Source organism: Frankia sp. CpI1-P (genome assembly GCF_001421075.1).
Lineage (GTDB): Bacteria > Actinomycetota > Actinomycetes > Frankiales > Frankiaceae > Frankia > Frankia torreyi.
Genome location: NZ_LJJX01000028.1, coordinates 1 through 14159, shown reverse-complemented (window position 1 = coordinate 14159; position 14159 = coordinate 1). Strand labels below are relative to the sequence as shown.

The window sequence follows — 14159 nt, the reverse complement described above, 5'->3', positions numbered from 1 at the left end:
NCGGACCAGGCCTACCTGCAGCGCGTGACGAAGACGCTGGCCGCCGTCCCGGGCGTCGACCCGGCCAGCCTGAGCACGGTTCCGCTGGCCAGGAACATCGCCTTCGTGACGTTCAAGACGACCACGTCACCGCAGTCGGAGAAGACCTACACGCTGGTCCGGCACCTGCGCTCGACCACCCTGCCGCCGCTGTACGACGGCACCGCCAACCACATCTACACCTTCGGTGATACGGCGATCAACGTCGACTTCGCCTCGGTGCTGGCCCGGAAGATGCCGCTGTTCATCGCGGTCGTGGTCGGCCTGTCGTTCATCCTGCTGCTTATCGCGTTCCGGAGCCTGGTCATCCCGTTGACCGCCGCGGTCATGAACCTGCTGGCCGCGGGCGGTTCGTTCGGTCTAGTCGTGGCGATCTTCCAGTACGGCTGGCTTTCCGACAGCATGGGCGCCGGCCCCGGCGGACCGATCGACGCCTGGATTCCGGTCATGCTGTTCGCCATCCTTTTCGGCCTGTCGATGGACTACCAGGTGTTCCTGGTCAGTCGCATGCATGAGGAATGGGTGCACACCCGTGACAACAAGCGGTCGGTGACGATCGGGCAGGGTGAGACCGGCGGCATCATCACCGCCGCCGCCCTCATCATGATTGCCGTCTTCCTCGGCTTCCTGGTCAGCCCGGGCCGGCCGATCAAGATCTTCGGTACCGGCCTTGCCGCCGCCGTGTTCCTCGACGCGTTCATCCTCAGGACGATGCTCGTACCGTCGGTGATGCACATTGTCGGCAAGGCCAACTGGTACCTCCCGAAGTGGCTGGAACGGATCATCCCGCACGTCTCGGTCGAACCCGCCGACGAGGCCGTCACCCACGCCGCCGGCTCCGGCTCCGGCTCCGCGGACGACGACCGGCCCGAGGACGAACGGGAACTGGCCCACCACTCCTGAGCCGCCTCGACTCCCTTCATGCTGGGGGCGTCAGCGGGCCGGTACCTGGCGGGCGGCCTCGATGATCCGGGTGAGTGCGCCGTGCAGCTCCTGCAGATCGGTGACCTCGACGCCCAGCCGATCGACGACGGCGGAGGGGATCTTCAGTGCCTCCTGGCGCAACGCGCTGCCGGCCGGGGTGAGTTCGAGCGTCAGCAGGCGCTCGTCGGTGGCGGCCCGGCGGCGGGACACATAGCCGGCCGATTCCAGCCGCTTGAGCAGCGGGGAGAGCGTGGCCGAGTCCAGGAGCAGGGCGGCGCCGAGGTCCTTCACCGAGCGCGGCGAGCGTTCCCAGAGGGCCAGCATCACCAGGTACTGGGGATGGGTGAGACCGAGGGGTTCCAGCAGCGGCCGGTACACCCCGATCACCAGCCGGGACGCGACGGACAGGGCGAAGCACACCTGCCGGTCCAGCGCGAGGGGGTCCTCCCCGAGGTCCTCGCCGATACGCGCGTCGTCCTCGATCACGGGCTGGTCCCTCCCTTCGTGGCGTGCGTCATGGTCCAGGATACCTGGCACGTCGACGAAGCGATCNCGTACGATTCATGTGTGCACAAAATAATCGGGCGCCAGGGGTCGGCCGGCGACGCGACACGCGCGGCGGCCGGTGAGGGAGGGCGACGGATGAAGCGTCAGGACAGCACCGTCGGCGCGGCGGGCGGGACGGGCGTGGCGGGCAGGGTGGGCGCGGCGAGTGGCGTGGGGGAGCGGCCCAGCCGCTTCTACCGTTTCCTGTTGAGCGTCATGGGGCCGGCGCAGCTCGGCTCGCTCGCCGCGCCGCCGCGCCCCGTGCCCCCGCGAGTGGACATCTGCCGCAGCTGCGGGCAGCCTCGGGACGCCCACGAGCTCGAACGGCTTGCCGACCACACCGCCTCGCGCTGCCCCGCGGGGCCCGCGCGGTCCTGAGCTGGATCTGGTTGGTTCCTTTGTGTTGGTTGGTTCCCGTGTGGGTGTGCCGCGCGCGGAGCCGGTCAGTGTGACGCCGGGCAGGCGGCGACGGACTGGATCGCGGTGACCGTCCGCAGGTCGACGTCCACGTCGCCGACGGCGGTACGCAGGGTGAGCAACCCGGCGTGGACGCGTACGACACCACCGCAGACCAGCCCGGCTGGTGCCTGCACGTCGAGCAGCGATCCGCTCGCCGGCGGCCCGTACCAGGTGACGCCGACCGCGGCGACGAGCAGCCCGGCGCAGGCGAACACCAGCACGACGCCGAGCCGCAGTGCGCGCACGGCGCGCAGTGCCTCGGCATGGGTACGCACCACCTCGCTGTTCAGGGCGTCAACGGGAACGATCGAGGGGCGTCCGTGCGCGGCGGACAGCAGGCACACAGCGCCGGCCCCGCCCGCCATCAGCGCAGCGAGCAGCAGGATTCCGACGACCGCCGCCCACGGGGCGGCGAGATCGTCGATCTCCGAGCGGCCACGGATGAGGCCGAAGCCGACCAGACCGGCGACGAGGCCGGCCAGGGCGTTGCGCCACGACAGCGCTGCCGCGCGCACCCGCGGCAGCTCCTCGCGAAGCATGCGCCGGGTCAGCTGCGCGGCGTGGGCGTCCGCCGGGGTCGCCCGCCGGTCCGCGCCGGTCGCGGTCATGCCGGACCGGCCTGGTGCAGCCAGTAGGCGCCGCAGCCCTCGTAGTCCTCGGGACGGCCCGCGTGCTCCTCCGCGCAGGTGCAGATGACCGTCAGGTCACCGCCGGCAGCGGGCGTGGGCGGGCGCGGGCGGCGCAGCGGCAGCAGGCCGCGGACCACCACGTCGGTCGCGTAGTACGTCATGTAGTGGCCGCAGCGCGGGCAGTGGCCACGTAGCAGGAGGCCGCCGCGGGATGGACGGTCCTGCCGGAAGGTGGCCTCCGCGTGCGTCCGGAAGCCGGGGTCGGTCACCTCCACGTAGCCGACGACACGCGCGGCGGCCGGCGGCTCGTCGCGAGGCGGGATCACGGTCATCGGCAGCTCCTTCCGGCGCGACATGTCGTCGAGGCGCAGCATGTCGCGATGTGTGGTGGGGCCGTCATGGCCCGGTGTGCGCGAACGGCGTCCAGATACTCGGCTCGTCCCGATGATCCTCACGCAGCGCCACCACCGCCCGGTGCAGTGCCTCCGCGAGGCGCTCGGCACGTGGTGTGCCTCCGGCGGTGACCTCGCCGTAGACGGCGCGGAACACCGCAGTGGTGGCCGGTCCGTCGTATACCGACCACAGCGTCGCGACGACATGGCGGTAGCCGGAGTGCTGCAGCGCCGCGGCAAGGGTGATCGTCTCGTCGGCGAGCTCGACGCCGCCGGTGGCGGTCTTGCAGGCGGACAGCGCCGCGAACTCGCCTCGACGTCGCAGACGCGCGACGTCGGCGACGGCCAGGACCCCGTCGTGCAGGACCAGACCGCCGCTGCTCGGGTCGGCGAGGTCCTGCGTGCCGTGGCAGCTGAAGTGCACCCAGCTGTGGGAGTCCAGAGCCCGCCGGACGGCCTGCCGGGTCGCGGCGTCGGCTCGCAGGACCGTGAGATGGTCATCGCCGAAGTGGTCCGCGAGGACGGCCAGTTCGGCGTCGACGCCCGCGAGAGGGGCCTGCCCGGGGGTGTCCGGCAGCGCGACGGCGAGCAGCCGACCGCTCTCGTCGGCGGCGGGAGCGGCCACGGCCGGCCCGTCGGGGGCGCGGGCGGCCAGCAGCGCGCGCAGCGTCGGGGTGTAGGAGGACACCACCAGGTCGAGCACCGCACGGGCCGGGCCGTCGGCGGGAGTCCGGTGGTAACCGGCCGCGTGCAGCGGGACGAGGGCGAGCGGGCCGGTCGGGCACCACCACACCCGCGGCCACGGTTCGTCCGCAGCGGGAGCATGCAGGTGGCCGAGCGCCGTGAGGACGGGCTGTGCGATGGCGTCCCAGAGCCACTCCAGGGTCGCGGTGCCGACGACCTCGGCCGCCTCCTGCGCCCGGAGCAGCTCGCGTTCGGCACGCTGGGCGGCCTGCAGCGCGGCCTGCAACCCCGGCCCGGACGAGGCCGGCGAGGGCACCGCCGACCAGGCCGCCTGCTGCGCCTGCCGGGCCTGCTCGGCTGCTCGCAGGGCACCCAGGTAGCCGTCGACCCGCGCGCCCACGTCCTTGTCGGACAGCGCGGGCAGGGGCACCACGCGCACCCCGTCGGGGCGGGCGAGCAGCGCGTCACAGCGCAGGGCGCTGAGGTTGATGATCACGACGGTTCCCCCGACGGCCCCTCGCAGCAGCCGGTCCAGCGGCACCGGACGCAGAAAGTCGCTGAACCCGTCGAGCCCGCGCACCTGCGCGACGAGGTCATCCCAGCGCTGGGCCAACGCGATGCGCTGCGCGGGCGTCACCGCGGCCTCGCTGTCCAGCGTCGTGCGAATCTGCCCGAGCTCGGCATGCAGCGCAGGGGCGCGCGCGGCAAGCTCGCTGTCGTCGCCGCGCAGGTCCAACAGCTGGGTCCACAGCACCGAGCGGCCCAGTTCCAGCAGCTCGACGGCGCGCTCGGGCTGGCCGGCGTCGAGGGCCACCGCGGCGGCGTCGCGGGCGAGCCGGGCCCGGGCTGACAGTTCCCGCTCCTGGTGCGGCCGGTCGCGGCCCTGCCAGGTCACCTCGTGCAGGCGGGCGAGCGCGGACGCGTACGCCTCGACGGCGCCAGCCGGGTCGCCCGCGGCCCTCGCTGCTTGACCCCACTCTATGGCTGTCCGCAGCCGCGGCGATGCCGGTCCCGTCGGGTCCGTCGCGGCCGCCCGCAGACACTCGACGGCCGCCGCGAAGGCCTGGGGCGACCCGCTGCGCTCCGCCCGTTGCTGCCACGCCGCCCCGAGGTTGCGCAGGATGGTCGACCGACTGACATCGCCCGGCCCGACCAGGCGCGCCGCTGCGATGAGCGCGTCGAGCGCGGCGTCGTCGTCCGATGGGGCGTCGGCGGCGGCATCGGGGTCCGCCGTCGGCGACGCCGCGGCGGGCGCAGGCCTCATCTGCAGGGTACTGGCAAGATCATTGAGGTAGCCCGCGTGGTTCTGATCGTCGGTGGGGACGGCTGCGAGAGCCTGCCGGTACAGGCCGATGGCGGTCGTGACGTCGGCCTGGCGGTCGACGTCGGTCCGAAACCAGCGGCCGAGCGCGACCGCTGCCTGCCGCCGCTGCTCCGCCGACCCGACCTGCGCCCGCTCGCGTGCCAACGCTGCGGCCTCGGGCGGCCAGACGGCACCGACCCGCAGCATCAGCAGGTTGGCGAGAGCCGCCAGGAACCGGTGATGATCGGTGCGTTCCGACGCCGCCGCGGCGGCGGCCCGACCCTGCTCGACCGCCTCGTCGACGTCCTCGGCCGCGCCGTTCTGGATGAACCGTCCGCGCAGCGACAGGGCGAGCTGGCTGCGTACCTCCGCGTGCGGCAGCCCGCCCGCGACGCTGGCGTCCAGTGCCTGCCGGCCCAGGGCGACCGCCCGGTCGATGTCGGCGACCCGTCGGGTGAGGTCGTGACGTTCCCGCAGGGCCTCGGCGAGGTTGATCAACCGCAGGATCCGATCGGAGCCGGTGGTCCGCTCCGCGGCGGCCGCCTCGGACAGATCCACGACCGCGTCGATGTCGGCGATCCGCCGGCTGGCACGGAAGCGCAGCAGTCGGGCATCCCGCAGCCGCCCGCGGACCATCGAGTGGAGTTGCTCGCCGGCGGGAAGCGCACCGAGCACGCGGGCGTAGCCCTCGATCGCGGCATCGAGGTCCGTGGCCCGGCCAGCGTCGAGGTACCGCTGTTCGTACTGGACGGCGAGCTGGAAGCCCACGCGGAGACGCTCCGGGTCCCCCGTGGGGATCAGCTCGGTCAGCTCGGTCAGCACGTCGATCAGTCGGTCGAGGTCCGCCGCGTGGCCGTCGCAGTCATGGCGTTCGACCAGGGCGATGGCCAGGCAGCGCAGGGCCTCGATGCGTTCGGCGTCGGTCAACCCGAGGGTGAGCAGCCGTTCCCCCAGGATGGCCACCCAGTCGGCGGCCCCCATGAGGTGGTCGACGTCCCAGCGCATCACGTCGGACGGCTCCTCGGCGTGCCGTGCTTCGATGAGCTCGGTGCCGATCTGATCGTGGAGGCGCTGCGCGAGACTCGCGGTAAGCGCGAGCAGCGTGTGCAGGTCGTCCTCGGACACGTCGGGCGGAAGCACGGTCAGCGCGGCCACAGCCAGCGCGAACGCCACCTCGACGGGGGGCAGTTCGGCGAGTTCGCCGTCCGGCGGGCCCGCGTCGGGTCGACCGGACTCGTCGCGGCGGTTGTAGGCCCGCGCCAGGTCGAAGGCGGCCGCAGCCCCCGTCCGCCACAGCGCGTCGTCCGTGGCGACCACGACACCCAAGGCCGCGTGCGCGTCGAACGCCGCCACCTTCGCGACATACCAGGCCGGCTCGTCCGCCGAACCGGGACTCGCGCCGGTGTCCTCGCGGTGGGGAGGGGAGGCCAACCGGGGAATGGCGGGGAACGCGGTGAGCAGGAGACGTTCGACGGCGGGATCTCTGATCCTGTAGAAGGCGGGGGNGGCGGCCCGCAGCACCGTCAGGTCCGCGCGGCGAAGAGTCTCCCGGGCAGCCGCGGGCCCGCCCACCTGCGCCGCCCGTACCAGGAAGTCGTGGTTCTGCTCCGCGATGATCGCGCCTCGGTAGTCCCGCTCGCCGCGGTAGTGCGCCGCCATCGTCGCGAACTGCTCGATCGCGGCGGTCAGATCCAGCCCGGATCCAGGCTGGACAAGATCGATCCACGACTCGTGCACGTCGGTACGCACCAGCCCCTGCGTGAGCAGGCGCAGATTCTCGCCGCTGGCGTCGCTCCCGTCGCTCCCGTCGGCCGGCCGGGATGGCACCGCACCAGCGGAGGGGCGCTCCGCGCTGGCCGGCTCCGCGCTGGCCGGCTCCGCGCTGGCCGGCTCCGCACCGTCCGGTGCAGGCGCCGTGCGGGGCTCATCCTGATGGGAGTTCCGGGCGCGAGCTTCCCTCGCCCGGTGGAGATTGCCCTGCAGTGTCTGCCGGTCGGGATGCTCCCAGGGCAGCAGGCCGAGGGCCTGCTCCCACAACCGCGCCGCCTCGTCGAGATCGCCGAAATCGGCGAGCTGGTCGTTGCCGACGGCCCCGTTCGCCTGGGATCCGGTGGCGACGGTCCGTTCGTGGCGTCGCCACAGCCCGCCCGCGAGGTTCGCCAACAGCTGCGGCCGCCTGGACTCATCGCCGTCCGACAGCTCGTCGACGGCGGCTCGCAGCAGACCGATCGCCTCGTCCAGCGCCGTGGCGTCGTCGGTCCGGTCGGCCTGGATAAGCAGCGCCCTGGCGAGAGCCGCCCGTCGGGTGGCGAGCCGCGGACTGAACGCCGGTGTCTCCGCCACCGTCGTGCGCAGCATCCCGACGGCCTCCGTCACCGCCCCCGGAGCACCGCCTCGTTCATGGTCCTGCAGGAGTATCCCCGCCAGGTTCGTCCGGACAAAGCCGCTGTCGTTCGCACCGGACGCCGCCAGCGCGGCGCGGCCGAATTCGATGGCCCGGTCCAGGTCGGCGGACACGCCGTCATGTTGGTAACGCGCCGCAAGCAGGTCCGCGAGGTGCATCAGGCCCCGCGCGCGCAGGTCGGCCNGGCTGGACTCGACGACGGCCTGCTGCAGAGGTATCGCCGCGTGCAGATCGCGGACGTCCCCCGTGCGCTCGGCCCGGATTTCTAGCGCCACCGCCAGGTTCCCCTGCCAGGAGACCCGGCCGGGGTGGTCGTTCGGCGTGGCGGCGAGCGTCGCCCGCCACAGGTCGATCGCCCGGCTGAGATCGTCGAGGTCTCCCGTCCGCTCGTAGCGGCGGCGAAGCAGCTCGGCGAGCTGCTGGTGGTCCGACCAGCGCTGTGGGTCCGCCGGGTCCGCCGGGTCGCCGCCGGCCTGATCGACGATCTCGCGGGCGACCCGAACGGCCTCGTCCAGGTCGTCGAGGCTGCCACTGCGCTGGGCGCGGGCGTCCAGCCGGTCTCGCCGGTGGCGTGGGGGCTCCGCGTCCGCCGCGGCCGGCGGGTGTGCCCGTAACCGCAGCAGCTCCGCCAGGCTGCGATGGTATCCGGAGAGATCATCATGGGCGGCCGTGGCGAGCTCGACGGCCTGACGTTGCGTCGAGATCGCCTCGTCGAGGTCGGACACATCCCCGTCGTGGGTGAAGCGGGTCCGCAGCATCCTCGCGTGCAGAGACAGGAACATCGCTCGCTGCGACGCTGGCGGCGCACCGGGCGGACGGGTGGTCAGCAGACGCGCCCGCTCCCGCCCCACCTCCACGCTCTCGTCGAGGTCGTCCGCGCGGCCGTTCGCCTGCACTCGGTCGACCAGCGCGGACCAGAGGTTGGTGAGCGCGTTGAGCCGCTGGTCGCCGACGGCGATCCTGCTGGCGGCCCGGCTGGTCTCGATGGACTCGTCGAGATCGTCGTGGCCGCCCGAACGGTCGAACCGTCTGTGCAGGGTGGCGCCCAGGTTGACGAGCCGCCCCAGCCGGTCCGGGTCCGTCAAGGCGGTCGCGGCGAGTGCCTCCCGTAGCGCGTGGATCGACGTGTCGAGATCCCCCGCCGAATCGTCCCGGTCGGACCGCATCCGCAGGGCGTAGCTGAGGTTCGACAGGCTGCGGGCCCGGTCGGGATGGCCTGGTGGGCCCGCCGCCACCGCCGCGCAGGCCTGAGCGAACGCCTCGTCGAGGTCGGCGGGTGTATCCGCGGTCTGGAACCGCCGCAGCAGCGCACCCGCGAGGTTCGACCGGATCGCGGCCTCCTCGGGCCAGCCGGCGCAGCGCCCGGTCAGCGCCCGGCCCAGGTCGATGGCCTCGTTGAGCAGGCCGGGCGCACCCGTGCGGCCAGAGAGGACTTCCAGGTCGACCGCGAGCCCGCCGATCACGGACAACCTGGCTCGCTCGTCGGCCGCGCCCACCGGAACGGTCTGCAGCAGCCGGCGGCCCTCCGCGGCCGCCTGCTGCGGATCCAGCGGCGAGTCCCCGGCCTCGACCACCTCGGGGGCGGCCGAAGCACCAGACGCACGGCGTCGGGCGCGCCGACGACCGAACAGTGCCATTTGCGCGTGCCACCCCCTCGGGCCAGGCAGGGGACAGCGGAGAGNCGTCCACCCCNGTATCGACACCGGCACACCTCGTCACTGATGCTATCGATCAGCCGATCGGGGAACAACGAACCGCAATCACCGGCATCGATGTGGCCGTCGACGGCACCCAACGGCTCGACCCAGCNCAGATCCCTGGGATAGCTACTGATCTCTCATGAGATGGGTTCGGCGACGATGTCGGCGCGGTCGAGGGTGGCGGCGTAGGCGGTGATGTCGTCGGGATCGCTGGTGAGAATCTGCGCGGGGCCGTGCAGTGCGGCGGCGATGACGACCAGGGCGTCGATGACGTCGGGCCGTTTCTTCGTGGGAAGTCTGGCCTCGGCGAGCATGGCGCCGGCCCGTGTGTAGGAGACGAGGGTGAAGGTCCGCGCGCAGGCGACAAGCCGGCGGGGACGCTGGTCGCTCCGCGTAGCGGTGGGGTGCTGTCCCGGGTCAGCACCGGTGGCCGTCCGGTCCGGTGCTGCTGACCCGAGGTACTTCACCCCGGCCAGGATCATGACACTTACCGCGTCGTAGGTCCCGCGCGTGCGTGCGTCCTTCGTCGCGAGGGCGAGGCCGTGCTCCTTGGCGGCGAGCGCGACCAGCCCGTCGTACCCGGCGCTGCCGGCGATGCCGAGCTGACTCAGGGTGGTCTGGACCTCCTGGCGGGCGGGCCGCTCAGCGTCAGCGGCGCCACCTCGCGTCGAGCAGGTGTGCGGCGTCCGGCGCGGACAGCCGCGCGTCGCCCGGCAGCCTGGTGAGCACCGAGTAGGTCCCCGCGGCGACCAGGCCGCTACGGAGACTAATAACGGGCCCAGAGACGCGCGGCGGTGCTGTTGAACACGCCTGTCGGTCAGGTCATAGCCCAATGCCACTTCCGCTAGTTGGATCAAGCTGCGACCTGGGATTTCAGGGGGTTGGCGAGTCTGATCGTGGCTGGGGTGTTGTGGCGGACGCCGTGCTGGCCGGGTTTCTTGACGGGGTACTGGTTGTGGCGGGCGCGGCGGACGGCGCGGGGGTAGGTGCGTTCGCGGCGGGTGTTGAGCCTGGTCGGCCGGGTGATGTCGGCGGCGATCAGGTCGAGGGTCCGGCGGCGCTGGTCAGGGGGGGAAAAGCCGGGTCGGTGACCCGGTCGCGGATGATCCTGACGGTGCGCTTGCACTTGATCCGGTCGGGGTCGATCCCGGCGGCGGTCGCGGCCTGGCAGGTCAGGGCACTGATCGCGTGGTGGGTGAGCAGGTAGCCCCAGATCTCCTGGTAGACGGTGTCGGGATGCTTCGAGCGCAGGACCCGGCCCGGACCGCGTAGGTAGGTTTTGAGCTGCCTGTTCCCGGTCTCGTGTTCCCACCGCTGCTGGTACGCCCCGGCCAGGGCGGTGGCGGTCGCCTCCCGCGGGTCACAGATCGTGGTGATCAGTCCGATGATCTCGTGTTTCCCGTCGCCCTCACGGTCCGGGACGTCGTACTCGACGAGGCGGGCGTAGCGGGCCTTCGCCGGGTCCAGCGGCGTGCCAGCCCGCGCGGCGGCGAGCAGCGCCTCACGCGCCGCGCCGGTGACCTTCGGGTTGACCAGCACCGTCAGGTAGGAACCGTCCGGCAGTGCCCGCAGCGGCGGGGGCCGCAGGTTCGCTTTCGCCCGCCACAGCAGCGCCGCGCCGGTGTCCGCGGCCGTGCACCAGTCCGCCCAGGAGTAGAAGTTCCGGTCTGCCAGCAACAACCAGCCGGACTCGAGACGTGGGTAAAGCTGGCGGGCGAGGGCCTGCTCGCTGGCGACCTTCGCCCCGCCGGCCGGGCCGAGGGCCGCGAGCACCGCCGCGTGCGACGCGCACTCCGACACGGTGACCGCCCGGACCTTCGGTAACACTCCCGGCGCGTCGGCGCGGCCGGCCGGCAGGCCGAACGCGGCAATGTTCTCCTTGGACGCCGCCACGTCCCACTCCAGCCCGTCGATGCTCATCAGCCGCCACGGCCCGCGGAACGCCCCGACCGTGTCCAGGTCCGCGACCGGCGCCGCGACCTGGGAGAACAGTGCGGCCATCGGCGCCGCGCCGAGCCGCTGGCGGCCCTTGGTCAGCCCACCCGAACTCGGGTCCCACACCGGCCCGGTGACATCGAGATCGTCCAACGTCCCGGCGAGCCGGCGCGCGACCGCCTCGTAGTCGTCCTCGGCGAACAGTGCCAGCGCCATCACGAAGTAGGCCACGACATGCGGCGGGATCGTCACGTCGCTACGCCGGGCGCCTCTCCCGGTCGCCGCGATGGCCTCGTCGACCGCGTCACGCGGGACGAACGACGTCAGGACTCCCAGCGAGATCCAGTCCGTCAGCCGGCGGTCCGCCACCACCCGAGTGTCCGCCACAGCGTTCGATCATGCCGCTACCCGCACAGAACCACCACAACCAACACACCAACGACCCCCAAGATCCAACTAGTGGAAGTGGCATTGTTGCGCCCCGAGCGCGAGGAAGGGAGCTGTCTGAAGGTAGGCAGGTCAGTTCTTGACACGTGCGTGCTGCACGGACGATGGGGGAGGCGGNGCCCCGTGGTAAGGGTTCCGTCCGGCTCCCCGGCGTCGCCCTGCGGGGGGAGGCGTCAAGTCACTCCGAGGTGCGTTAGTTGAAGCCTGTCGTGCTGAGCGTCGGAGAAAAGGCGGCGTAAGAGTCGTCAGACAGGGTCCAGGAAGGCGAACGAAAGTGAACCACCGCTGAAGTGCCGTTACTTTATGAGGTGACACCGGAACCGGGGTATCAATGCTGCTCCGGGATGAGCCAGGCGGGTGCCCGTCTATTGGCCTGGTGGTGTCCGGCATGCAGGTGGCGCGAGCCTGGGCTGCGGCGTCCGTGCGGAACGGGGGAAGGNGTTCGCCGATACTGCCCCGGCCCCTGTGGCCGGGCGAGAGGGAGTGCGCCGAGCGGCTGAAACCGGGAGGCGGGAGTACCGATGCGGCAACGCCGGCGGACCGGCTCGTACTAGTGTTGAAGCCCCTGTAATGGGGGTGGAGCGAAGGGGCCGGCTCATCCAGAGGAGTTCGCCGAGCAACCGGGTGTAAACCCGGGAGGAGTCGAGTGGACAATTCAGGTCCGAAACAGAGACCGTATGTGATTTCCAAGACGCTTNTGTGGGAGGCGTATCAGCAGGTCCGGCGGAACAAGGGTGNCGCCGGGGTCGACGGGCAGTCCATCGAGGACTTCGAGAAGGACCTGAAGAACAATCTGTACAAGGTCTGGGTGCGGATGTCCTCGGGGAGCTACTTCCCGCCCCCGGTGCGGGCTGTGGAGATACCGAAGCCACACGGCCCAGGGACGAGGATCTTAGGTGTGCCCACCGTGGCTGACCGGGTCGCCCAGACCGTGGTCGCCCTTGCGCTGCAACCCCGCACCGAGTCGATCTTTCATGACGACTCGTACGGGTACCGGCCGGGGCGGTCGCCGTTGATGGCGCTCGGAAAGTGCCGCGAAAGGTGCTGGCGAATGAGCTGGGTACTTGAGTTTGATATCTCCCAGTTCTTCGACTCCGTCGATCACGACCTTGTAGTCAAGGCGGTCGAGGCGAACACTACCCCTGAGCAGAAATGGGTGGTGCTCTACGTCCAGCGGTGGCTGAAAGCTCCGATGCAATGGCCCGATGGCAGGATGGTCGAGCGGGATCGGGGTACNCATCAAGGGTCCGCGGTTTCACCCGTGCTGGCTAACTTGTTCTTGCATTATGCCTTCGACGCCTGGATGGAGAGGCAGTTTCCAACCCTGCCGTTCGAGCGTTTTGCCGACGACGCGGTCGTGCACTGTGCGAGCGAGAAGCAGGCCCGGTATGTAAGGGCAAAACTCGCGGAGCGGATGAGGGAGGTCGGGCTGCGCCTGCATCCCGACAAGACCAGGATAGTGGACTGCAAGAACGGAAACAGGCGTGAGGAATATGACAACACGTCGTTCACGTTCCTCGGGTACACGTTCCGGATGAGAGGTGCCCGCAGAAAGGACGGGCAGATGTTCTCCAGCTTCCTGCNGGCAGTGAGTCGGGACGCCCTCAAGAAGATGGGGGGCGTGGCGGAATCCGTCAAGCTGTTTGAGTCAGGCGCTTCAGAAAATTAGTTGGCCTGCTGATCGGTGTCCTGGTCGTCGGGCCGGTTGATCCACGCGGGCTTGGGGAGCTCGGGTGGGGTCGGGGGTCGGCGGACGAACCGTTCGGGGTGTGCGGCGTAGGCGGCGTCGAGCACGCTGGCGCGGGCCTGGTGGACGGTGTCGGCCTGGCCGTGGTGCACGACCGCCGGGGTCAGCAGGCCGATCCCGGAATGGCGGTGCTGGTTGTTGTAGTGGTCGAAAAATTGTCGGCACCAGGCGCGAGCCGTCTGCAGGGTCTCGAACGACGCCGGGAAGTCGGGCCGGTACTTCAACGTTTTGAAGTGGGCCTCTGAATACGGGTTGTCGTTGGAGACCCGCGGGCGGGAATGGGAACNGGTGACCCCGAGATCGGCGAGGAGCAGTGCGACGGTTTTCGAGGTCATGGACGTGCCGCGGTCCGCGTGGATCGTGAGCTGGTCAGGGTTGACGGCCTGTTTCTCGCAGGTGGCGCGNAGTAGATCGTCGGCGAGGGCCGCGGATTCGGCGTCGGNGACCATCCACCCGACAACATAGCGGCTGTACACGTCGATGATGACGTACAGGTAGTAGTAAGTCCATTTCTTCGGGCCGCGGAGTTTTGTGATATCCCACGACCAGACGGTGTTGGGCTTTTCGGCGACGAGTTCGGGTTTGACATGAGCCGGGTGGGTGGCCTGGCGGCGGCGTTCCCCGGTCTCTCCGTGCTCGGCGAGGATCCGGTACATCGTGCGGGGAGACGCCAGGTAGATCCCCTCGTCCAGCAGCGCCGCCCAGACCTGGTCCGGGGAGGCGTCCACGAACCGCTCCGAGTGCAACAGCTCCAGCACCCTCGCCCGCTCCTCGGCCGTCAGGGCCGCGGGCTGGCGGCGCTGCTTGTGCGGAATCGGTGCCGGCCGCGGCGGAGCAGGGCTTTTCCGGTGCCGCCGGTAATGCGTCGCCCGGGACCGGCCCACCGCCCGGCACGCCGCGACGGCCCCGACTTTCGGGATCAGCTGTTCGAGCGCTTCCTCGGTCACCTG

10 protein-coding genes and 6 pseudogenes are annotated in these 14159 nt (G+C 71.1%); 5 read left to right on the top strand and 11 right to left on the bottom strand.

The genetic code is table 11. The features are described 5' to 3' along the window. Position 1: 1 nt before the first annotated feature. Positions 2–942, top strand: a 941-nt coding sequence (locus FF86_RS51865; RefSeq protein WP_242419027.1) for an MMPL family transporter, incomplete at its 5' end; no start/stop codon positions are given. Positions 943–972: 30 nt separating this feature from the next. Here the strand turns inward: FF86_RS51865 and FF86_RS18525 are convergent. Further along, positions 973–1449 carry a MarR family winged helix-turn-helix transcriptional regulator gene (locus FF86_RS18525; protein WP_082121999.1) on the bottom strand — a complete coding sequence of 159 codons (477 nt, stop codon included), beginning with the start codon at positions 1447–1449 and terminating at the stop codon, positions 973–975. A gap of 156 nt (positions 1450–1605) precedes the next feature. Between FF86_RS18525 and FF86_RS18520 the strand changes: the two genes are divergently transcribed. Next, the gene (locus FF86_RS18520) at positions 1606–1887 is read left to right on the top strand and encodes a hypothetical protein (RefSeq protein ID WP_242419026.1); all 282 of its coding nucleotides are present in this window, start codon (positions 1606–1608) and stop codon (positions 1885–1887) included. 65 nt (positions 1888–1952) lie between these two features. On the opposite strand, the gene FF86_RS18515 is transcribed toward FF86_RS18520, so the two are convergent. From FF86_RS18515 to FF86_RS18495, 7 genes and pseudogenes are all read right to left on the bottom strand, one after another. After that, a complete protein-coding gene (locus FF86_RS18515; protein WP_044886161.1) occupies positions 1953–2576 on the bottom strand; it encodes a hypothetical protein in 624 nt (207 codons plus the stop codon). After that, a complete protein-coding gene (locus tag FF86_RS18510; RefSeq protein WP_128423332.1) occupies positions 2573–2929 on the bottom strand; it encodes a hypothetical protein in 357 nt (118 codons plus the stop codon). The genes FF86_RS18515 and FF86_RS18510 overlap by 4 nt, the downstream gene beginning before the upstream one ends. A 64-nt stretch (positions 2930–2993) precedes the next feature. After that, the gene (locus tag FF86_RS66955) at positions 2994–4937 is read right to left on the bottom strand and encodes a CHAT domain-containing protein (RefSeq protein WP_396229941.1); all 1944 of its coding nucleotides are present in this window, start codon (positions 4935–4937) and stop codon (positions 2994–2996) included. 1545 nt (positions 4938–6482) lie between these two features. Then, a pseudogene (locus FF86_RS51860) lies at positions 6483–7352 on the bottom strand (hypothetical protein); the annotation flags it as partial. Between the two features lie 1865 nt (positions 7353–9217). Continuing rightward, positions 9218–9562: a hypothetical protein gene (locus FF86_RS18500; protein ID WP_236705849.1), complete on the bottom strand. Its 345-nt coding sequence runs from the start codon at positions 9560–9562 to the stop codon at positions 9218–9220. After that, positions 9548–9839 (bottom strand): annotated as a pseudogene (locus FF86_RS66950) (VapC toxin family PIN domain ribonuclease); the annotation flags it as partial. The gene FF86_RS18500 and the pseudogene FF86_RS66950, both read right to left, overlap by 15 nt. A 279-nt stretch (positions 9840–10118) precedes the next feature. Further along, positions 10119–11402, bottom strand: a complete 1284-nt coding sequence (locus tag FF86_RS18495; protein WP_044886163.1) for an IS4 family transposase — start codon at positions 11400–11402, stop codon at positions 10119–10121. Between the two features lie 798 nt (positions 11403–12200). Here FF86_RS18495 and FF86_RS51855 point away from each other — a divergent pair. The 3 genes and pseudogenes from FF86_RS51855 to FF86_RS62720 all read left to right on the top strand — a co-directional run. Continuing rightward, positions 12201–12698: pseudogene (locus tag FF86_RS51855) on the top strand (reverse transcriptase domain-containing protein); the annotation flags it as partial. A gap of 1 nt (position 12699) precedes the next feature. Further along, positions 12700–13045: pseudogene (locus tag FF86_RS51850) on the top strand (reverse transcriptase domain-containing protein); the annotation flags it as partial. 1 nt (position 13046) lies between these two features. Further along, positions 13047–13131, top strand: an 85-nt coding sequence (locus FF86_RS62720; protein WP_255355841.1) for a hypothetical protein, incomplete at its 5' end; no start/stop codon positions are given. Here FF86_RS62720 and FF86_RS51845 read toward each other — a convergent pair. The 3 genes and pseudogenes from FF86_RS51845 to FF86_RS51830 all read right to left on the bottom strand — a co-directional run. Further along, positions 13128–13495: pseudogene (locus tag FF86_RS51845) on the bottom strand (integrase core domain-containing protein); the annotation flags it as partial. The gene FF86_RS62720 and the pseudogene FF86_RS51845 overlap by 4 nt on opposite strands. Before the next feature lies 1 nt (position 13496). Further along, positions 13497–13613 (bottom strand): annotated as a pseudogene (locus FF86_RS51840) (IS3 family transposase); the annotation flags it as partial. A gap of 39 nt (positions 13614–13652) precedes the next feature. Beyond that, positions 13653–14159 (bottom strand): DDE-type integrase/transposase/recombinase (locus FF86_RS51830; RefSeq protein WP_242419025.1); only part of this gene is annotated, 507 nt, incomplete at both ends.